Origin of the sequence: Arthrobacter castelli DSM 16402 (genome assembly GCF_000430705.1) — a bacterium.
GTDB classification, from domain to species: Bacteria; Actinomycetota; Actinomycetes; order Actinomycetales; family Micrococcaceae; genus Arthrobacter_C; species Arthrobacter_C castelli.
Window position 1 is genome coordinate 180,100 of sequence record NZ_AUMN01000007.1, and the last position, 21,121, is coordinate 201,220.

At 63.1% G+C, this 21,121-nt stretch carries 19 protein-coding genes; 8 read left to right on the forward strand and 11 right to left on the reverse strand.

The window, feature by feature from the left end:
- Positions 1-2: 2 nt before the first annotated feature.
- Positions 3-809: a carbon-nitrogen hydrolase family protein gene (locus H535_RS0109935; protein ID WP_026819426.1), complete on the reverse strand. Its 807-nt coding sequence runs from the start codon at positions 807-809 to the stop codon at positions 3-5.
- Between the two features lie 171 nt (positions 810-980).
- On the opposite strand from H535_RS0109935, the gene H535_RS0109940 reads away from it, so the two are divergent.
- The gene (locus tag H535_RS0109940; RefSeq protein ID WP_026819427.1) at positions 981-2,213 is read left to right on the forward strand and encodes an AAA family ATPase; all 1,233 of its coding nucleotides are present in this window, start codon (positions 981-983) and stop codon (positions 2,211-2,213) included.
- A 54-nt stretch (positions 2,214-2,267) separates the two neighbouring features.
- On the opposite strand, the gene H535_RS0109945 is transcribed toward H535_RS0109940, so the two are convergent.
- Both H535_RS0109945 and H535_RS0109950 read right to left on the reverse strand, forming a co-directional pair.
- The gene (locus tag H535_RS0109945) at positions 2,268-3,557 is read right to left on the reverse strand and encodes an adenylosuccinate synthase (protein WP_026819428.1); all 1,290 of its coding nucleotides are present in this window, start codon (positions 3,555-3,557) and stop codon (positions 2,268-2,270) included.
- A gap of 205 nt (positions 3,558-3,762) precedes the next feature.
- Positions 3,763-4,746 carry a D-2-hydroxyacid dehydrogenase gene (locus H535_RS0109950; protein WP_035769037.1) on the reverse strand — a complete coding sequence of 328 codons (984 nt, stop codon included), beginning with the start codon at positions 4,744-4,746 and terminating at the stop codon, positions 3,763-3,765.
- A 139-nt stretch (positions 4,747-4,885) separates the two neighbouring features.
- Here H535_RS0109950 and H535_RS24645 point away from each other — a divergent pair, with 139 nt between their 5' ends.
- The 6 genes from H535_RS24645 (at position 4,886) to H535_RS0109980 (ending at position 14,845) form a co-directional block, all read left to right on the forward strand.
- Positions 4,886-7,879, forward strand: a complete 2,994-nt coding sequence (locus H535_RS24645; protein WP_051298961.1) for an FAD-binding and (Fe-S)-binding domain-containing protein — start codon at positions 4,886-4,888, stop codon at positions 7,877-7,879.
- Positions 7,876-9,336: an NAD-dependent succinate-semialdehyde dehydrogenase gene (locus tag H535_RS0109960; protein WP_026819430.1), complete on the forward strand. Its 1,461-nt coding sequence runs from the start codon at positions 7,876-7,878 to the stop codon at positions 9,334-9,336. Before H535_RS24645 ends, H535_RS0109960 begins: the two co-directional genes overlap by 4 nt.
- Positions 9,337-9,639: 303 nt before the next feature.
- Positions 9,640-10,836 carry a M24 family metallopeptidase gene (locus tag H535_RS0109965; protein ID WP_281171238.1) on the forward strand — a complete coding sequence of 399 codons (1,197 nt, stop codon included), beginning with the start codon at positions 9,640-9,642 and terminating at the stop codon, positions 10,834-10,836.
- Between the two features lie 2 nt (positions 10,837-10,838).
- The gene (locus H535_RS0109970) at positions 10,839-12,062 is read left to right on the forward strand and encodes an aminotransferase-like domain-containing protein (protein ID WP_026819432.1); all 1,224 of its coding nucleotides are present in this window, start codon (positions 10,839-10,841) and stop codon (positions 12,060-12,062) included.
- Positions 12,059-13,324 (forward strand): M20 family metallopeptidase, encoded by a 1,266-nt coding sequence (locus H535_RS0109975; protein ID WP_026819433.1) that lies wholly within the window; start codon positions 12,059-12,061, stop codon positions 13,322-13,324. Before H535_RS0109970 ends, H535_RS0109975 begins: the two co-directional genes overlap by 4 nt.
- Positions 13,325-13,381: 57 nt before the next feature.
- Positions 13,382-14,845 (forward strand): MFS transporter, encoded by a 1,464-nt coding sequence (locus H535_RS0109980; protein ID WP_245580253.1) that lies wholly within the window; start codon positions 13,382-13,384, stop codon positions 14,843-14,845.
- Between the two features lie 61 nt (positions 14,846-14,906).
- Here H535_RS0109980 and H535_RS0109985 read toward each other — a convergent pair whose 3' ends face one another.
- From H535_RS0109985 to H535_RS0110005, 5 genes are all read right to left on the reverse strand, one after another.
- On the reverse strand, positions 14,907-15,581 hold the full coding sequence (locus H535_RS0109985; protein ID WP_026819435.1) for a GntR family transcriptional regulator: 675 nt from the start codon (positions 15,579-15,581) through the stop codon (positions 14,907-14,909).
- 90 nt (positions 15,582-15,671) lie between these two features.
- Positions 15,672-16,094, reverse strand: a complete 423-nt coding sequence (locus tag H535_RS0109990; protein ID WP_026819436.1) for a DUF3151 domain-containing protein — start codon at positions 16,092-16,094, stop codon at positions 15,672-15,674.
- Positions 16,095-16,103: 9 nt separating this feature from the next.
- Positions 16,104-17,123, reverse strand: coding sequence for a class II fructose-bisphosphate aldolase (gene fbaA / locus H535_RS0109995; protein ID WP_026819437.1), 1,020 nt, complete (start codon positions 17,121-17,123; stop codon positions 16,104-16,106).
- Between the two features lie 100 nt (positions 17,124-17,223).
- Positions 17,224-17,784: a DUF421 domain-containing protein gene (locus H535_RS0110000; RefSeq protein ID WP_026819438.1), complete on the reverse strand. Its 561-nt coding sequence runs from the start codon at positions 17,782-17,784 to the stop codon at positions 17,224-17,226.
- Between the two features lie 14 nt (positions 17,785-17,798).
- A complete protein-coding gene (locus H535_RS0110005) occupies positions 17,799-18,458 on the reverse strand; it encodes a TrmH family RNA methyltransferase (protein WP_026819439.1) in 660 nt (219 codons plus the stop codon).
- Between the two features lie 134 nt (positions 18,459-18,592).
- Here H535_RS0110005 and H535_RS0110010 point away from each other — a divergent pair, with 134 nt between their 5' ends.
- Entirely contained in the window at positions 18,593-19,372 is a 780-nt protein-coding gene (locus H535_RS0110010; protein ID WP_211236567.1) for an HAD-IIA family hydrolase, read from the forward strand.
- 61 nt (positions 19,373-19,433) lie between these two features.
- Here the strand turns inward: H535_RS0110010 and H535_RS0110015 are convergent, their stop codons facing one another.
- From H535_RS0110015 to H535_RS0110025, 3 genes are all read right to left on the reverse strand, one after another.
- The gene (locus H535_RS0110015; RefSeq protein ID WP_051298962.1) at positions 19,434-19,970 is read right to left on the reverse strand and encodes a GNAT family N-acetyltransferase; all 537 of its coding nucleotides are present in this window, start codon (positions 19,968-19,970) and stop codon (positions 19,434-19,436) included.
- Positions 19,971-20,062: 92 nt separating this feature from the next.
- The gene (pyrE, locus tag H535_RS0110020) at positions 20,063-20,641 is read right to left on the reverse strand and encodes an orotate phosphoribosyltransferase (protein ID WP_026819442.1); all 579 of its coding nucleotides are present in this window, start codon (positions 20,639-20,641) and stop codon (positions 20,063-20,065) included.
- A gap of 192 nt (positions 20,642-20,833) precedes the next feature.
- The coding region (locus H535_RS0110025; protein WP_211236568.1) for a hypothetical protein at positions 20,834-21,121 on the reverse strand (288 nt) is incomplete at its 5' end.

The window sequence follows — 21,121 nt, forward strand, 5'->3', positions numbered from 1 at the left end:
GTTCAGTGACTCTCGACGATGGTTGGAGATGTTTCCAGCCGCCGGTTCTTCAGCACCGGGAGGAACTCACGGACCTCGTCGATCCGCCGCTTGGTCACATCCACCGTGACGAGCCCCTCCGGCTCGTCGTTGAGGTACCCATGGGGAACACCCATCGGATCGAGGATGACTGAGTGGCCGATGCAGTGATCGCTGGACGTTCCGGCCGCCGCCACCCATACCGTGTTCTCGATGGCGCGCACCTTCAGCAGTGACTCCCAATGTTCAACCTTGTGATCGCCCTTGAACCAGGCCGCAGCGACGGCGATCAGATCGACCTCGGCGTCCGCCATCACCCGGGCCAGTTCCGGGAAGCGGATGTCGTAGCAGGTCATAATGCCAACGTTGAGGCCGCCGATATTGACCGTCTTGATGCCGGTGTCGCCGGGCTTGATCCGCTTTGACTCCTGGTAAGAGAACGCGTCGTAGAGGTGCAGTTTGCGGTAGGTGTCGACTATCCGGCCTTCGTCGTCAACCACCACCAAGGTGTTATACGGCCGCTCCTCGCCGCTGGACTCATAGCCGCCTGCCACAATCGCGATTTGCACTTCGCTGGCGACAAACGACAGTTGCTGGACGAACTTGGACCAGTTTTCATCCACTGCCGCGATGAAGTCGCCCTCCACCAAACCGACAGTAAACATCGATTCTTCCGGGAAGATCACCAGCGACGCACCATCGGCTTTGGCTTCCACCGCGAGACGGCGCATAGTGGCGATGTTCTCGTCCATCACCCCACCGGGGTGAAATTGGCCAACACTGACTTTCATTCCGAGCCCTCTTCACTGCAGATGGTCCATGGGCTTTAAAGCCTACAAGGCCCAACTCGGAAGGGGCGAGGGAGAGCAGGCGGGTCACTGACAGCAGGGAACGGAAGTTATCAACTTTAGGCCACTTTATAAGAGTGCGATAAAGTTAACTAAATGGAGTAAAATGGCCACATGGACCCAGTGAAAAACCCTTACACCCCTAATGCGGGGGCCACACCAGAGATCGTCAGCGGTCGTGATGAGTACATACAAGACTTCCTGGTCCTGTTGGGTCGACTCGATCGAGGCCGAACCAACCAATCCATGATCATCGCCGGACTTCGAGGCGTGGGAAAAACAGTACTGCTCGGTGAGTTTCGACAAGTTGCCGAGGAGCATAAATGGCGAGTCTTGGAGCTGGAGGCCAGCAAACACGACGATGAACGCTTTCGGCAAACCATATATGCACAGCTACGTACGGCGCTCTATCAAATATCCCCAACGGCTAAATGGGGAGACAAGGCCAAAGCGGCCGCCCAAGCCCTTCGGTCCTTTAGCCTATCGATCGAACCAGCGTCGGGAGCCCCTATTCTGTCACTGGACATTCCACCGGCCGAAGGTATCGCAGATCATGGCGACTTGGTATTGGATCTTACCGACGTTCTGATTTCCATAGGGGAGGCAGCTAAGGAGCACGGAACTGGCCTTGTGCTATTGGTTGATGAGGTTCAATTTCTCAACCGATCGCAGCTGGAAGCAATCATCCAAGCTATACATAAGACCGTGCAAAAGAAGTTGCCGTTAACTTTTGTCGGCGCAGGGCTGCCACAAATTGAAGAGCTGGCAGGCGACGCAAAATCATACGCAGAGCGGCTGTTCAAGTTCCCAAATATCGGATCTCTTTCGTTTGACGATGCAAGAACCGCTCTGGTCGCGTCGGCAGAGCTTGAAGGCGTCGAATTCCAAAACGAGGCCATATATCGCGCGTTCGAGCTAACCGAAGGGTATCCCTACTTTATCCAGGAACTTGGATACCAAGTCTGGGCAGTAGCCGAGGGGAACACTATAACCTTGGAGGACGTCGAAGATGCCAAAGACGCATACGAAGCCAAGCTCGACTCATCTTTCTTCAGGGTGCGCTTGGATAGGGCTACACCACTTCAAATCGCTTACATGCGAGCTATGGCACAGCTTGGGCCCGAATCCCAAAAAGCTGCGGACGTTGCCGGGATAATGGAGCGGGAGTCAACCCAGTTGGCACCGACTCGCTCCGAATTGATCAGCATGGGGTTGCTTTACACTCCTTCACATGGCTATGCCGGATTCACAGTTCCGCACTTTGATCGTTTTATGCTCAGAGCCGTTCCAGACTTGGAAATACCTCCGGCGCAAAAAAGACGGACACGAGGAACAACTGAATCCTGAGCCCCAATAACCTTGGCCCGTTGGTGGAATAATCCAGGAGTTGAGCCAATCAACCTACCCTGTAATCAGATCATGCAACACGATGGTCTGCTCCCGGTCCGGGCCGACGCCGATCGCGGAGAATCGGGTGCCGGACAGCTTCTCCAGCGCGCGGATGTAGGACTGCGCATTGCCCGGCAGGTCTTCGAAAGTCCTCGCCTTGGTGATGTCCTCGGTCCACCCGTCGAAGTACTCGAAGATCGGTTCGGCATGGTGGAAGTCGGTCTGGGTGATCGGCATTTCGTCGTGGCGGATGCCGTCGACGTCGTAAGCCACGCAGACCGGGATGCGGTCGAGACCGGTGAGCACGTCGAGCTTGGTGAGGAAGTAGTCGGTGAATCCGTTGACCCGGCTGGCGTACCGCGCCAGTACGGAGTCGTACCAGCCACAGCGGCGGGGACGGCCGGTGTTGACCCCGAATTCCCCGCCGGTCTTCTGCAGGTATTCGCCCATGTCGTCGAACAGCTCGGTGGGGAACGGGCCGGCGCCCACCCTGGTGGTGTACGCCTTGACGATGCCCACCACCCGGCTGATCCGGGTCGGGCCGATGCCGGATCCAACGCTGGCGCCTCCCGCTGTCGGGTTCGATGACGTCACGAATGGGTAGGTGCCGTGGTCGACGTCGAGGAAGGTCGCCTGCCCGCCTTCGAGCAGCACCACCTTGTTCTCGTCCAGCGCGTCGTTGAGAAGCAGTGAGGAATCGACAATCATCGGGCGCAGCCGCTCAGCAAAGCTGAGAAAGTAGTCCACGATCTCGTCGACGCCGATGTCGCGGCGGTTGTAGACCTTGACCAGCAGTTCGTTCTTCTGCCGCAGCGAGCCTTCGACCTTCTGCCGCAGGATGGACTCGTCGAACAGGTCCTGGGCGCGGATGCCGAGTCGGGCCACCTTGTCCATGTACGCCGGTCCGATCCCCCGGCCGGTGGTGCCAATGGCGCGCTTGCCCAGGAACCGCTCGGTGACCTTGTCCATCACCTGGTGGTACGGCGCCACCAAGTGGGAGTTCGCCGAAATCCGCAGCTGCGAGGTATCGGCGCCGCGGGCATTGAGGCCGTCGATCTCGTCGAACAGCGCCTCCAGATTGACCACCACGCCGTTGCCGATGACGGGAACCACGTTGGGGCTGAGGATGCCGGCGGGGAGGAGTTTCAGTTCATACTTTTCACCGCCGACGACGACGGTGTGGCCGGCGTTGTTGCCGCCGTTTGGTTTGACCACGTAGTCAACGCGCCCGCCGAGTAGGTCGGTCGCTTTGCCCTTACCTTCGTCGCCCCACTGGGCACCGACAATCACGATTGCGGGCATGGAAACTCCTGCCTTCCGGTCCGGCGTCCGCCGATGAGCCCTACATCAAACAGAGCATGAAAACGCCCCTTGTGCATCTTACGCCGGGCTCGTTCTGCGCCGTCGACAGGTAAGAGGAAAGGGGCTCTTACCAGCCAAGTCTAGCTGAGAAGCGCCATGCTTTTCGAGTTGCAGGTCACAGTTGAGTCAAGCGTTGCAGGCCGGCTCAACGGCGCCCGGGGACGTAACCGCGCTGCTTGTCGACCACGTTGGCCAGTTCGCCGCCGTCGAGCCACCTTGAGGCGTTCTCCTTGAACTGCCCGCCAAGGGTTTCCCGCCACCCGACGACGTCGCCGGCCATGTGCGCGGAAATGTGGACGGACGGGATGGTCCACAGCGGGCTGGACTCATCCAGCGGCTCCTGCTCGAACACATCCAGCGACGCTTGAGCGATGGAACCGGAGGTCAGCGCCTCAATCAACGCGGCCTCGTCGACCAATTGTCCACGCCCCACGTTGACCAGATGCGCTGACGGTTTCATCGCGGCCAGCACGTCGGCGTTGATCATCCCGCGAGTCTGCTCGGTCAGTGGCGCAATGGTAATGACGTGGTCGGCCCAGCCGATGTGGTCGACGAGTTCGGAGGTGGCCAGCACGGCGCCAAAGTCGTCGTCCTGCCGCTCGGTCCTGCCGGCGCCGCGCACCTCGAGCCCGGCCGCGCGGAGCAGCCGGGCCGTCTCCCGTCCAATGCCACCGGTGCCAATAACCAGCGCCTTGGACCCGGTCACCAGCCGCGTTTCGCGGTGCTGCCAGGTCTTCTCGCGCTGCAGGTCGTGGCTGCGGTACAGGTCCTTGTCGGCCGCGAGGATGGTGGCCAGCACATATTCGGCGATCGGCCGGTCGAAGGTGCCATGGGCGTTGGTGATGACGACGTCGGATCCGGCCAGTTCGTCGAAGAGAATCGCGTCCACCCCGGCGGCCGCCACGTGCACCCAGCGCAGGCTGTCGGCGTGCGGCCAGGAGTCCTTCAACGCCGAGGAAAAGAAGTCCCACAGCAGCAGCGCATCGGCGCCCGGAAGCGCGTCGGCCAACCCGTCAGCGTCCACGTAATGCACGTGAGCGCGCTGCTCAATTGGCTCCATGCCCGCGGGCTTGGGATGATCGGCGCCGCCGAGGACGACGAGTTTTGGTTTCTGCTGTTCCGCGGACATGATCCTGACTCTAGGAAGCGGCGTTGAACGTGTCAATGTGGATTGTTGACAATCCGGCCAGTTGCCCCGACGATGGAGCCATGACCGACGTGACCCACGCCGCAAGGCAACACACGGAAAGGCAGGTCGCAGACCGCCAATGGGACCATTGACCACCACTGGCGGCACCCTGGCTGAACTTGAGGCTGCGGGCTTGCATGTCGATACCAGCACGCGTCGCCTGTCGGAGTACTCCTACGACGCTTCGAACTACCGGATCCAACCTGTCGGCGTCGTCTTTCCGCGCCATGCCGACGACGTCGTCGCCACCGTACGCTACTGCCACCGCAATGGCATCGCATTGATTTCCCGCGGCGGCGGCACGTCGATGGCGGGTAATGGCATCGGTCCCGGCGTGGTGATGGATATGTCGCGGTACATGAATACAGTCACTGCCATCGACGAGGAAAACCTCACGGCCGACGCCGAACCGGGCATCGTGCTGACCACGTTCCAGCGGGTGGTCCAGGAGGCCACCGGCGGGGCCCTGACCTTCGCCCCGGATCCGTCCAGCAAGAGCCGCGCCACCCTCGGCGGGGCCATCGGCAACGACGCCTGCGGGAACCACTCGGTCCGTTACGGTCGCACCACCGACCATGTGATCAGCCTGGATCTGGTCACTGCCGACGGGCTGCGGCTGACCGCGACCCGCACCGGGCTGGAAGCCACCGATCCGCAGGACACCGAGGCGTCCGGCCGGGCAGAGAGCATCACAGCCGAACTCAAGCGGCTCGCGGCGGACAACCTCGCCGAATTCCGGCTCCAGCTCGACCAGATTCCGCGCCAGGTCTCCGGTTACCACCTGGCGCACCTGCTGCCCGAGAACCACTGCGATGTGGCCCGGGCGCTGGTGGGCAGTGAGGGGACCTGCGCCGTCGTCGTCTCCGCCACCGTCAAGCTGGTCACCACCCCCACGGCGCCGCTGCTGGTCAGCCTGGGCTACAAGGACGTGGTGGATGCGGCCGCCGACGTGATGACGATTCTCGAGTTCAAGCCGTCGGCGATCGAGGGGATCGACGAGAAGATCGTCAAGACCCTGCGCGCGCGCCGGGGAAAAGACGCCGTGCAGGGCCTGCCGGACGGCCAGGCCTGGCTGTACGTGGGGCTCGACGGCGAGGACGCCGACGCGGTGGCGGCCGAAGCGGACGAGCTGCTGGACCGGCTGCGGCAGAACGGCCGGCTGGTCGAAGGGCGCCCGGTTCCGGATGCGGCAGAACGCGCCTCGCTGTGGCGGGTCCGCGAGGAGGGCGCGGGGCTGGCCACCCGGCTGTACTCCGGCGGCGAATCGTGGGGCGGCTGGGAAGATGCCGCCGTCGCCCCCGAGCACTTGGCCGATTATCTGGCCGACCTGCTCGCCCTGCTCGACGAGTACAACCTCAACGGAGTGCTCTACGGCCACTTCGGAGCCGGCTGCATGCATGTGCGGATCACCTTCGACCAGCGCACCGACCACGGCAGGAAGGTGATGGCCAGCTTCCTGCGCGCGGCGGCACAGACGGTGGTCCGGCACGGCGGTTCGCTCTCCGGTGAGCATGGCGACGGCCGGGCCAGGTCCGAGCTGCTGCCGATCATGTACTCGCCGCAGATCCTGTCAGCCTTCGCCAGGTTCAAGCAGATCTGGGATCCGGCCAACCGGCTCAATCCGGGCTCGCTGGTGGACCCGGACAGCATGATGGACAACCTCTGGATGGAAGGCGTCCCCGACCGCCAGTGGCGGACCAGCTTCGATCTGACGCCCGTGCAGCCCTCGGGCGACGGGCAGAAGCGCGTCGACCCGTTCGTCGACTCGATCCAGCGATGCGTGGGGGTGGGCAAGTGCCGCTCGGATACCAGCGGCGTGATGTGCCCCAGCTACCGTGCCACCCGCGACGAGAAGGATTCCACCCGCGGCCGCGCCCGGGTGCTGCAGGATATGGTCCGCGGGGCGAAAACCGTTGAGGAAGGCTGGCGGTCCGACGACGCGCGCGAGGTGCTTGACCTGTGCCTGTCCTGCAAAGCCTGCGCCACGGACTGCCCGGTAGGCGTGGATATGGCCACCTACAAGTCGGAGTTCTACGACCACTACTACGCCGGCCGTCGTCGTCCCCTCTCCCACTATTCGCTGGGCTGGCTGCCCCGCTGGCTGAAACTCACCACCAGGATGGCACCGCTGGTGAACCTGCTGCTGGCCACCCCGCTGCGTCATCTCGCGGTCCGGCTGGGAGGGGTCACACCCCACCGAGTGCTGCCCAGATTCACGACGGCGGCAGCACTGCGGCGGGCGCTGGGGGCCGGTAGCGGGAAGGACGCCGACGCCGGCTCCAAGACCTCCGACGTCGTGTTGTTCATCGATACCTTCACCCGCGGCTTCCGCCCCGAAGTCGCCGGGTCAGCCCAACGCGTGCTGAACGATGCCGACAAGACGGTGCAGTGCAATGCCGAATCGTGCTGCGCCCTGACGTGGATCTCCACCGGGCAGCTCGGCACGGCCAAAAAGATCCTGAACAAGACAGCCGGCACCCTCGACGACGGCACCGACCGGCCGATCGTCGTCGTCGAACCCAGTTGCGCCGCCGCGCTCAAGGAAGACCTGCCCAAGCTGGTCCCCACCGACGCCGCACACCGCGTCGCAGACAGAGTCACCAGCTTTGCCTCGGCGGTGACGGAACTGGCCGCCGGAGGCTGGACGCCGCAATGGCGCGATGGCCAGGCTCCGGAGGCCGTCACGGTGCAGACCCACTGCCACGAGTACTCCGTGTTCGGCGAATCCACCCAGCGGGCAGCGCTGAAGGCGGCAGGGGTCACAGAGGTCCGGGAGGCGACCGGATGCTGCGGAGTTGCCGGCAACTTCGGTTTCGAGGCCGAGCATTATGACGTGAGCATGCAGGTCGCAGAACAGGCGCTGATACCGGCGCTGCAGGCCACCGACGACTCCGTGCCGGTGCTCACCGACGGGTTCAGTTGCCTGATGCAGGTCAACCAGCTGGAACCGGACCGCACCTCGCTCCATCTGGCCCAGCTGCTCGACGGCGGCACGGGCAGCGACGGCAGCACCGACGTCAGCACCCCCGCCGACAGCAGCACCAACCAACAACAACCGGGAGGATCACCATGACCGACGTAAAAGACCTGATAGCCGGCATCCACACCGGATTGTTCATCGATGGCAAGTGGCAGGATGCCGAGGGCGGATCCACCATGAACGTGGAGAATCCGGCCACCGGCGAGGTGATTGCCGCGGTGGCAGACGGCAGCAGCGCCGACGCCCGCCGGGCCATCGAAACCGCCGGCGACACCCAGGCCGATTGGGCCAGGACCCCGCCGCGGACCCGCAGCGAGATCCTGCGCAGGGCCTACGACATCATCATGGACCGGGCCGAAGAACTGGCCCTGATCATGACCTCGGAAATGGGCAAGCCCTTGGCCGAGGCGCGGGGCGAAGTGGCCTACGGCGCCGAGTTCTTCCGCTGGTTCTCCGAAGAGGCAGTACGGGTCGGCGGCGACCAGACCACCACAGGCGACGGCAAGAACCGCATCCTGGTCAGCAAGCAGCCGGTGGGTCCGTGCGTGCTGGTCACCCCCTGGAACTTCCCGCTGGCCATGGGAACCCGGAAAATCGGTCCGGCCATCGCCGCCGGGTGCACGATGGTGTTCAAGCCCGCTGGGGTGACTCCCCTGACCTCGCTGGCGCTGGTGGACATCCTGGTCGAAGCGGGCCTGCCGCCCGGTGTGTTGAATGTGGTCACCACGTCCAGCTCCAGCAGCGTGGTCGGCACCTGGATGAACTCCGGTATTGCCCGCAAGGTCAGCTTCACTGGCTCCACTGAGGTGGGCAAGATCCTGATCGGCCAGTCCGCGGACAATGTGATGCGCACGTCCATGGAACTGGGCGGCAATGCGCCGTTCGTTGTCTGCCGCGATGCGGACCTGGACAAGGCGGTCGATGGCGCGATGATGGCGAAGCTGCGGAACATGGGCGAGGCCTGCACGGCCGCCAACCGGTTCTTCGTGCACCGCTCGATTGCCTCCGACTTCACCTCGAAACTGGCCGAGCGGATGGCCGCCCGCACGGTGGGCAACGGCACTGAGGACGGGGTCGACGTCGGCCCGCTCATCGATGCCGATGGCGTGGCCAAGGTCGAGGCCTTGGTCAGCGACGCCGTCGGCCGTGGCGCCACCGTGGTGACCGGCGGAACGAAGCAGGACGGGCCGGGGTATTTCTATCCGCCGACGGTGTTGGCGGATGTGAACCCGGAATCGGATCTGATGGACACCGAGATCTTCGGTCCGGTGGCACCGGTGATCACTTTCGACGACGAAGACGAGGCCCTCCGGCTGGCCAATGCCACCCCGTGGGGCCTGGTCGGCTACCTGTTCACCCAGGACGTGGACCTGGCGCTTCGGCTCGGCGACGAGATGGAAGTGGGAATGGTGGGGCTGAACACCGGCCTGGTGTCCAACCCGGCTGCGCCGTTCGGCGGCATCAAGCAGTCGGGGCTGGGACGAGAAGGGGGAAAGGTCGGGATAGAGGAGTTCCTCGAGTACAAGTACCTGGCCATCCCCAAAACCTGATCCGGCGCCCTCGCCGGTGGCCCGCCGGTACGGGGCGGCACCGCCCGGTCCGGCACCGGCCCGCCTGGTGTGGTGCATCGGCGGGAACGGCCCCGGTGTCGAGAATGGCCCCCCGGTGTCAACAGTGGCCGTGCGGACAAGCGTTTTGGGCGGGGAAGGCCGTTCTCGGTCCCGCGTCGGCGGGCGGCAGGCGGCAGGCGGCAGCCAGATGGTTCAAAAATACCCGCGTGTCTCTTGTTGACGACGTGGTAACGGACGTAGCGTGATAATTGTTGACAATCTGTGAAGGGACGGTGTTCGGCGGTGGATTTTTCCGATCTGGATTTTTCTGCACAAGAGTATGCTGAACGGCTTACCGGGGTACGGGACCGCATGTCGGCCCAGGGGCTCTCCGCCCTGCTCATTGCCGATCCGGCGAACATCAACTATCTGACCGGATACAACGCCTGGTCGTTCTACACCCCGCAGATTCTATTCGTCCCCGCCGAGGGCGACATGTTGTTCTTCGCCCGGGAAATGGATGCGCGGCCCGGCTTCCGCACGTCCTGGATGCCGATGGACCAGATCATCGGTTATCCGGAACGGTACATCCACCGGCCCCATATCCATCCCTTCGACTGGGTGTCCTTCATGCTCCGCGAGCGCGGCGTCGTGGCCGAATGTGCCGACGGCTACATCGGGATGGAAATGGATGCCCATTTCTTCTCGCCCAAGGGATACCGGGCCTTCGTCAATGCCATCCCGGAATGGGACTTTGTCGACTGCTACGAACTGGTCAACTGGGTCCGGCTGATCAAGTCGGACCGCGAAATTGAGCTGATGCGCAAGGCAGCCACCGTCGCCACCGCGGCCATGAGCGTCGCGCTGGACGTGATCCGCCCCGGCGCCCGGCAATGTGATGTGGTCGGCGAAGTCAGCCGGGCCCAGATCTCCGGGACCGAGGAAGTGGGCGGCGACTATCCCGCGATTGTTCCCATGATGCCAACTGGCGAAGCCTCCGACGCCCCGCACCTGACGTGGACCGAAGACCGCTTTGAAGAAGGCCAGGCGGTGGTGCTGGAACTCGCAGGAGCCTACAAGCGGTACCACACCCCGCTGGCCCGTTCAGTGATTCTGGGGCAGCCCTCCGACGAGCTGGTACGGGTTTCCTCAACCGCCGACGAAGGCATCAACGCTGTCATGGACGCCATTAAGCCGGGGTTGCCGGTGCGCGAGCTGGCCAGGATCTGGAACGAGGTGCTGTGGGCCCAGGGTCTGGAGAAACCATCCCGTCTTGGCTACTCCATCGGGCTGGGATACCCGCCGGATTGGGGCGAACGTACCGTGAGTATCCGCACCGAGGACGACACCATCCTCGAAGAGAATATGACCTTCCACCTGATCGGCGGGATGTGGATGAAGGGTTACGGCTATGAACTGTCCGAACCGTTCAGGGTGTCCGCCAACGGCGTCGAGGCTTTCACCAGTTTCCCCCGTCAGCTGAAACAGATAAGGAGTTGAGAATGAATACGCAGACCCTGCCCCTCGCACGGCGTGCCGATCAGCTTGTGGGGTCCATTATTGACTCCAGCACGTCCCTGTTGGCACAGCAAAAGCACGACATTGTCCGATTTGCCATGGGAGCGCCGGCCAATGAGGCCGTCCCGACGGACGTCTTCCGGGAGATCGCCGGCAGTATTTTCGACAGCGAGTCCTTCACCTATGGAGCCAGCGAGGGTGAGCCCCGGCTGTTGAATCAGCTGGTGGACTACCTCGCCACCACTGCCGAACCGACACCGGCCGAGCGGATCACCATCACTGCCGGCGGGATGCAGGGCCTGGACCTGGCCTGCAAGATCTTCGTCGATCCCGGAGACCTGGTGGCAATCGAAAGCCCCACCTACACCAACGGCAGTGCCACGGCCCTGAGTTACGGAGCGGAGCTGCTGGAAGTCCCCATGGACGAAGACGGCATGGTCGTCGAGGCACTACCGGACTTGGTCAACGAGGCCGGCCGGACCCCCAAGGCCATTTACGTCATCCCCAACTTCCAGAATCCGTCAGGAACAACGCTGTCGGTCGCCCGCAGGAAGCGGCTGCTGGAGCTGGCCCACGAGTGGAACAGCGTGATTATCGACGATGATCCGTATGGCCTGTTGCGTTTCGCCGGCGAAGACGTCGGCGGATTCCACTCCATCAGCCCGGAAGATCCGCTGCTGTTTTCGGTGCGGACCTTCTCCAAGATCCTGGCTCCGGGGCTGCGGGTTGGCTGGGTCAACACGGATCCATCACTGCGGCCGTTGGTCATCAGTGCCAAGCAGGCGATGGACACCTGCACCAATGTGCCAAACCAGCACATTGTCGCCGAGTTCATCCGCCGTGGCGGGCTGGACGAACACCTCACCGGCCTCCGCACGGAGTACCTGAAACGCAAGCAGGCGATGCAGGCATCCCTGGACCGGCACTTAGGGGACCGCATCCGGTCCACCGACCCCGAAGGCGGTTTCTTCCTTTGGGTGACCCTGCAAGGCGAGGATGCGCAAATCTCCGCCCAATCGCTGTTCGAAACGGGGCTGGCCGAAGGAGTGGCCTTCATTCCGGGGCCGGCTTTGTCGCCGTCGGGCAAGTTCGACGACGCGTTGCGGCTGTGCTTCGCATCCTCCAGCCCGGAGCGGATTGAGGAAGGCGTGCAGCGCCTCGCCAATGCCATGGACAAGGAACTTGCCGCTGTGCAGGGAGCCCGTTGACGTCGCCGCTCACCGCCGCCGAACAGCACGTCCTCGACCAGGTCGACGAGGACGAACTCGTCGACCTGACGTCGAAGCTGATTGCCGCCGCCAGCGAGAATCCCGGCGGCACCGAAGCGGCGGCGGTTGAGGTGCTGCGCCAGGCCTGCGAAGACTACGGGCTACAGACGGAAGTGGCCGAAGCCGCGCCCGGCAGGCCCAATCTGGTGGCGACCCTGCCGGGTGGTTCCGGTCCCGGTGCAGCACCGGTCATTTTCCTGGGCCACTCGGATGTGGTGCCCGCAGGGGCCGGTTGGAGCCGCGACCCGTTTACTCCTGTGCTCAAGGCCGGCAGGTTGTACGGGCGCGGGTCAACCGACATGAAAGGTGGTCTGGCCGCCGTCGTCGTTGCCATGGGCGCGCTGGCGCGGGCCGGGACCGAGCTGCCGGCCCCGGTGCAGCTGGTGTGTGCCGTGGACGAGGAGGAACATGGTCTGGGCATCCGGGCATTTGCCCGGCAGGCCGCCGCCGTGCATAACGACGTCCCCACAACGGCCGGCGCGGACCGGTCTGCAGGTCCGGGCGCATACGCGGCCTGCATCGTCGCCGAGCCCACCGACCTCGAAACCGTCATCGGTTGCCGCGGCGACAGCTATTTCGAACTGACCGTCACCGGAATCGCCGCCCATTCCGGCAATCCGACCGACGGCCGGAACGCCATCGACGCCGCCTCCCGTGTGCTGGAGCTGATCCGGCACGACGGTGAGCGCTTGGCGACCGACCCCGATCCGCTGCTGGGACACGGCACCTGGAACGTCGGCCGGATCGAAGGCGGGCACGGCACCTCGATTGTTGCCGCCGGTTGCACTGTCTCCCTGGACCGGCGATTAATGCCAGACGAGGACCCGGAACAACTCGCCGCCGCCTTGCGGAAGCAGATCGGCGAAGCCGGTATCGACACGGACGGAATCTCCGTCCAACTCGACGTCACCATGGAAATGCCCGGCTTCCGCACCAGCGCCGACAGCCCGGTGGTATCCGCGGCAGTGGAAGCCCTTGCCGACGCCGGTGGCGGGCAGAGCCCGGTCGGTGGTTGGACAGCCGCGTGTGACGGCGGTTTCATCGCCCGTGACTTTTCAGTTGACACCATCGTCCTTGGCCCGGGCGGGCTGAACGACCAGGCCCATCAGCCTGACGAATCTGTCAGTGTTACCGAAATGACGACGGCGGCGCGCGTATATGCACTAATGTGTATGAGAATCACTTCCGGTCAGCTGGAGTAACTCCAGCCGGTTGCCTCGCACCAATGCACGCTGTTCCCTTCGAGAAGTAAGGCAACGATGACAACGGAGAACCAGGGGGCCCCTGTGCCCCCACCCAGCGAAACTCCTGAATATTACCCGAGCCGGAAAACCGTCAAGGACATGGATCCGGCCGAACGCAAGACCTTGCACAGGGCAATTGCAGGCTCCGCCCTCGGCAACGCCGTCGAATGGTTTGATTACGCGGTGTACGGATACCTGGCCATCTATATGGGCCAGCTATTCCTGGGCGGCAGCGGAGATGGAAGCGGGCTGGGCGTGTTCTACGCCTTCCTCATCCTGGCAATATCCTTCTTCTTCCGTCCGCTCGGCGGTATCGTCCTCGGCCCGCTGGGCGACAAGATCGGGCGGCAAAAGGTGCTGGTTTTGACCATCACCATGATGACCGGCGCGACGGCGGCCATCGGCTTGCTGCCTCCCACTGCGGTGGCTGGCATGCTGGGGCCCACATTGCTGATCCTGCTGCGCATCATCCAGGGCTTCTCGGCCGGTGGCGAGTACGGCGGAGCGGCTGTATTCATGGCTGAGTCCGCTCCGGACAAGCAGCGCGGTTTCTATGGTTCGTTCCTGGAACTGGGCACGCTGGCCGGGACAACTGCCGGGGCTGCGCTGTGCACGGTGATGATCCTCCTCGTGGGCGATGATGGCATGCTGGCCGGTTGGTGGCGGCTGCCTTTCCTTGTCACCCTGCCGCTGGGACTGGTTGCCCTCTGGTTGCGGGTGCGGCTGACTGAGCCTGAGGTGTTCTCCGAAGCCGCAGCAAAGCACGAGACGACGAAGCGCCCTTTGCGGGACCTATTGCGCAAGTACTGGCGGCAGATCCTCGTCCTGATGGGCTTCGTGGTGCTGCTCAACATCGCGTACTACTTGATCCTCACCTACATGCCTGCATACCTGAGCAGCGCTCTTGGACTGACCACGGCCCAAGGCAACTTCATGCTGGTGGCCGTGATGATCGTGATGATGATCGTCATTACGCCGATGGGTGCGCTGACCGACCGCGTTGGCCGGAAACCGCTGCTGCTGACGGCCGCCGCCGGCTACATTTTGCTATCCGTCCCGTCATTCATGTTGATCAATTCGGACAGTGTCTTCTTCCAGTTCACCGGCTTGGGGGTCCTGGGACTGTTGCTGGTCATCCTGATCGCTTCGGTCTCTTCGACCCTGCCTGCGATCTTCCCGACCCAAGTGCGATACTCCGGATTCGCCATCGGCTACAACATCTCGACGGCGATCTTCGGCGGCACCGCTGCAACCGTCAATGAAGGCCTGATCAACGTGACCGGCAACAATCTGGTTCCGGGGTTCTACCTGATGGCCGCCGGGGTCGTTGGGCTCATTTCCATCATCCTGATGCGGGAAACCGCCGGACGCTCCCTGCGCGGTGACGAACTCCCTGGTTCCCACGATGCCGACCTGAAGGACGCCGGGTTCGACCTGATCGGTTACAACAAGAAGCCGGTCACCAGCCTGTCCAAGTAGAACGGGCCTGGCTTACAACAGGTCGCGGGCAGACTGACAACAAGTGGCCGCGAGAGGTGCCTTACAAGAGCCCGGGGGCCCCTGAGAGCAGCCGGGTGACGGCGTCGTCCATATGTGCCTGTAACAGCTCATGGGCGGCGCCGGTCTCCCCCGCCCGCACGGTCTCGGCAATCTCGGTATGCTCAGCCACCCGGCCGTCCGGCTCCGGGTAGGTCTCCTGCAACGCGGTGATGCACATGCGGGTCTGGGTCAGCAGGGTGGTATGCATCCGGGACAGCCGAGGGCTTGACGCGAGCTCCACAAGTGCCTCGTGGAACGAAATATCCGCCTCCCCCACCCCGGCGGCATCGTGGTTGGCCGAGGCACGGTCCATCTCCGCGACCGGTTCCAGCAGGCGCTCAGCCGCGGCAGCGTTGTCGCCGGCCATCACCCGGCCCAGGGCGGCCATTTCCACGGCCGTGCGGGCGAAGTAGATATCCCGCACATCGTCCTCCCCGAGTGACGCGACGAACAAGCCCCTGTTGCGGATGCTGGTCAGCAGCCCTTCCTGGGTCAGCCGCTGCATGGCCTCACGCAGCGGCCCCCGGCTCACCCCGAGCTGTTGGGCAAGGTCGGCTTCACCCAGCCGGGTGCCGGGTGTGAGCTCGCCATAGCCGATGGCGTGCCGCAGCTTGCCGGCGATAATTGCCGGCGTCGACTCCTGCACCAATGTTTCGATGGTGCGGCCCTGTGCCATTCGTTCCCCTCGCTTGACGTCGTTTTGTCAACAACTCTACTTTGTCAACAATTCTACAAGGGGTTGGCCCGTATGGGGGTTTGGGTACTGTTATTTACTCAATTCCGCGGCTGCGTCCGGGTCCGAATCGTTGAGGAATTTGGCAATCCGGTCGGCCTCTTCCACCTCATTAATCGCGCCGGCCGCACGCCCCAGCGCATACAGCGACCGGAGGAATCCACGGTTGGGCTCGTGTGAGAACGGCACCGGACCGTGGCCCTTCCAGCCGGAACCGCGCAACGCATCCAGGCCGCGGTGATACCCCACCCGGGCGTAGGCATAGGACTCGATGATGCTGCCCTCGGCGTACGCGTCATTGGCCAGCAAGGCCCACACCAGCGACGACGACGGGAACCTGGCGGCCAGATCAACCGGTTCGTCGCCGGCCTCCAGGCGTTCGATGACCTCAGGCTCGGCCGGCAGCAGCGTCGGTTCGGGACCGTCGAGCAGGCTTTTACCTTGCAATCCTGACATCCAGTACCCCTAAAGCTTCTTGCCGGCGGAGCCGAGGGACTGTGCCGCCTCGACGATACGTGCGGCCATGTTCTTTTCGGCAGCGGCGCCCCACACGCGGGGGTCGTACATCTTCTTGTTGCCGACATCGCCGTCCACCTTGAGCACGCCGTCGTAATTGGCCAGCATGTGTCCGGCGACCGGACGGGTGAACGCATACTGGGTGTCGGTGTCGATATTCATCTTGATCACTCCGTAGGAGACCGCATCGGCGATTTCCTGCTGGCTGGAGCCGGATCCGCCGTGGAACACCAGGTCGAACGGGCGCTCCTTGCTGATCTTCCGGCCCACCTCGTCCTGGATCTCCTTGAGGATCTCCGGACGCAGTTTCACGTTGCCGGGTTTGTAGACACCATGGACATTGCCGAACGTCAACGCGGTGATGTAACGGCCCTTGTCGCCGGAGCCGAGGGCCTCGATGGTCTTCATGCCATCCTCGACCGTGGTGTAGAGCTTGTCATTGATCTCGTTGGCCACGCCGTCTTCCTCGCCACCGACGGTGCCGATCTCAACCTCGAGGATCATCTTCGCGGCCGAGGTACGCGCCAGCAGATCCTCGGCAATGCGGAGGTTCTGCTCGACAGTTTCGGCCGACCCGTCCCACATGTGGGAGTTGAAAACCGGGTCTTCTCCCCGCTTCACCGCGGCCTCCGAAGCTTCCAGCAGGGGAATGACGAAGTCATCGAGCTTGTCCTGCGGGCAGTGGTCGGTATGCAGTGCGACATTCACGTCGTACTTCCTGGCCACTTCCTTGGCGAATGCGGCGAACCCGAGGGACCCGGCGACCATGTCTTTGACTGAAGAGCCGGACCAGTAACCGGCACCGCCTGTTGAAACCTGGATGATGCCGTCAGAACCGGCATCGACGAACCCCTGCAGTGCGGCGTTCAATGTCTGCGAAGAAGTGACGTTCACTGCCGGGTAAGCAAAACCGCCCTCCTTCGCGCGGTCGATCATCTCGGTGTAAATCTCTGGTGTCGCGATGGGCATGGGAACTCCTCGTAACTCGAAATGGAGATGTTGCAGGGGCTGAGTCCATCCTAACGAGTCCCAAGCCGTTACGGAGAGTGTGAACTTTTGAGCCCTCGGCCTATGGCCCCGACGGTGGTGTCCCAACCAGTTCTGCCGGGATCCGGGCGGCGTCGCGGACGTCGTCCAGCAGCACCGGATCGATAAGCTCGCCGCGCCGCATGACGGAGACAGCACCGGTGGATTCCAGAATCACACACGCGATTTCCGACGTCGTCCGCACTCCCGCCTGCCGCAGCTTGGCATGAAGTTCATCGACGACCATGTGCGCGCGTTGCAGGTTTTCGGTCATCACATCACGTCCTGCCATCAGCAGCAGGGGGCGGTTGCTGACCAGGGCCGAGCCACGGCGGCTTTGTCTGATTCTGCCCGTGATGGCTTGCATCGCCAGCAGCGTCCCCACGCCGATCACGCCGGCAGTCAAGGTCGGGGTGTAGCCCAGGATCGAACGGCCCGCCACAGCCCCGAGCGCGATAATCGCCGCCAAGTCGAAACTGGACATGCTCGCCAGAACACGCTGCCCGAGCAACCGGATCAGGATAAGGAAGGTGAAATACATGCCGATCGCGGAGACGGCCACCATAGCCGCTTCCACCGGACTGACGCCCAGGTTTTCCCACACAACAATTCCTCCTGTTATTGAACGCTCTGACCGAAAGCATGCCGACGCATCCAGGCGTGCATGGCGATCGCTGCCGCCGCCGACGCATTGATGGACCGGGTGGAGCCAAACTGGGCAATGGATAACGTGCTGTCGGCCGCCGCATGAACCTCGGGGGTCAAACCCGTACCCTCCTGCCCCAGCACGAGGACGCAATTGGCAGGAAAATCATACGTCTCCAACGGGACGGAATCCGGGAAATTGTCGATTCCCACAACCCGCAATCCCTCTCCGTGGGCCCACTCGGTGAACTCTTCAACAGTTGGGTGATGGCGGACATGCTGGTATCGGTCGGTGACCATCGCACCGCGCCGGTTCCACCGCCGGCGTCCGATAATGTGCACTTCCTTGGCCAGGAATGCATTGGCCGTGCGGACAACCGAGCCGATGTTCAGATCGTGCTGCCAGTTTTCAATCGCGATATGGAACGAGTGCCGCCGGGAGTCCAAGTCGGCCACGATAGCGTCATGCTTCCAGTAGCGGTACTCGTCCACCACGTTCCGGGTGTCACCCCCGGCGAGCAGTTCGGGGTCGTATTGGCCGCCCTCCGGCCACGGGCCGTCCCACGGGCCGACGCCGACTTTCGGCCGGGCGGGCGCCGATTCTGCTGCGGCCGGGTCTCGCTGCCCAGGCACCGTCGCACCCCCTTTAGTGCGGGGCTCTGGGTATGATGCGGAAGTGGGGCGATGCCCGGCGTCGTTGTCCTTCACGCTTTAACCCTAAGGTGCAAGACTTGATGCGGACGCCCAAGCTAGCGAAGGGACCTTGGATGCGGAAGAACGAGCACATTGAATGCTGGCTGACGGACATGGATGGCGTGCTGGTGCACGAAAACCAGGCCATTGCGGGCGCATCCGAGCTGATTGAACGGTGGGTCGACACGTCCAAGCGGTTCCTCGTGTTGACCAACAATTCCATTTTCACGCCACGCGATCTGCGTGCCAGGCTGAGCGGCTCGGGGCTTGACATCCCGGAGGAGAACATTTGGACCTCCGCGCTGGCCACTGCGCAATTCCTGAAGCAGCAGTTGCCGGGCGGCAGAGCTTATGTCATCGGCGAATCCGGGCTGACGACAGCACTGCATGAGGCGGGGTTCGTCCTCACCGACGAGGCCCCGGACTTTGTTGTCCTCGGTGAAACCCGCACCTACTCGTTCGAAGCCATCACGAAGGCTATCCGGTTGATCATCGAAGGTGCCCGGTTCATCGCCACCAACCCGGATGCCACCGGCCCCTCGAAAGACGGCCCACTGCCGGCTACAGGATCGATAGCCGCGCTGATCACCACCGCCACTAAACGGCACCCATACATCGTAGGCAAGCCCAATCCGATGATGTTCCGTTCGGCTATGAATCAGATCGAAGCTCATTCGGAGACGACGGCGATGGTCGGCGACCGGATGGACACCGACATTATTGCGGGGATGGAAGCGGGCCTTCACACGGTGTTGGTTTTGTCCGGAATCACTCAGGAAGAGGACATCGAGGCATTCCCGTTCAGGCCAAATCAGGTCCTCGGTTCGGTCGCGGACCTGTTCGAACAGATTTAGGTTGCGCCAGGCGGGATTTAGACATGTGGCACCGGGCCGTCTCAGCGGCGTCACGCTCAGTTCAGTCGCCGCCCGCTCCGTGGCGCGGTGGCTCGTGCTTTCGCGACATCATGGCCACCGTTACCGTGCCCTCTTTTGTGGGTTGCCGTCCCACTTCGGTGAATCCAAGCCGGCCGTGGAATTTCAACGATCCAGGATTCGGCGGGTCGATGTTCACCTCGCAGGTGACCTGCTCGACTCCGTTGGCCAAGGCGTGCTCAAAAACAGCGTCGTAGAGGAGCACGCCGACGTTCCGCCCACGCATTCCACCCGCGACCACGATCCTGTCCACATAAAAATGTGGCTCGCCGCGCTGCTCGAACCAGCGGAAGTTTTCGCTGTCGTAAGCAGCACCAGCCGGCACGCCAAGCACGAATCCCACGACACGGGACGTCTCGTCCTCCGGCACCGCGACCAAGCTCAAACCCGACACCTGGATTAGATCCGCGATCCCCCGCTCGTCGGTGTACGGGACCGCAGGTACAACCGAGTTATTGATCTCCGACACGGCCCGGATGTCCGTGTCCGCGAGCTCCCTCAGGACGATTTTCCCGCTCAACGATTCCTCCCGCGCCCCGTCACACTACGGTTGTCATTCCCACGACTGGCCGTCCAACGTCTGTTAGTCCGTGCCAGGTCAGCCAACAGTTGCTAGTCAACGTCCAGTTCGTCTTTGCCGAATGCGTACAGGTACGGAACACCGGCTTCCTCCTCGATGCGGTCACCGGCGCCGGTGTTCCGATCCACAATGACAGCAACAGCGACGACGTCGGCACCTGCTTTGCGCAGCGCTTCGACCGCAGTCAGCGCCGAACCGCCCGTGGTCGACGTATCCTCCAACGCGATGACCTTCCGTCCTGCGACGTCCGGACCCTCGACCTGGCGGCCCATACCGTAGGATTTTTGCGCCTTACGGACCACGAAGGAATCGATTCCCCGGCCTGCATCACCGGCAGCGTGCATGATGGCCGTTGCCACGGGGTCTGCCCCCATAGTCAGACCGCCCACCGACTGGATACCGTCGAATCCGGCCTTGTCCATCAGGTCGAGCATTACTTGCCCCACCAACTTTGATGCCTCATGGTGCAGGGTAATACGACGCAGATCAATGTAATAGTTAGCTTCCTCGCCGCTGGAGAGTGTTACACGTCCGCGGACGACTGCCAATTCGTTGATAAGGCTCAATAGTCGGTCGCGGGCAACAACTGTGTCTTGAGGAACGGAAACCATAGACCCAGCATATATTCCGACAACCCGCCGCTTGTCATCTGTCCGCTGCGGGGAAGGGTATACCCACTTGTCGGGCAGGGCATCTGCATTGTCACATCAGGACCTCGTCGCTCGTTCAAGATGTGGCTGCGCGCCGGGCCTTTGTCGCTATATGCCGGATGGCGGTGGTCGTCGTCGCGGCTCAACCAGTGTTTAGAAAGGTGGCGGCTCGTCCGGGTCGTTCGCCGGTGTGCGGCCATTCTCGTTAGTGGTGTCGCTGGCACCGCTGCCTTCATGGTCGGCATCGGCTGTTTCGTTGCCCGTGCCGCGCTCGTGGTTGCCGACGCCGCAACCGCTGGAACCCTTGGCCTGCTTGGCCTGCTTTGCCGGTTTTGCCGGTGTCTTTTCCGCCCTGCCGGCGCTTTCTGCCTGGTGTTTGGCTTTGTTGAGCAGGGTGGCGATGTCGGGTACTGCCCGCATTTCGGGTAGTGGGCCTTCGGG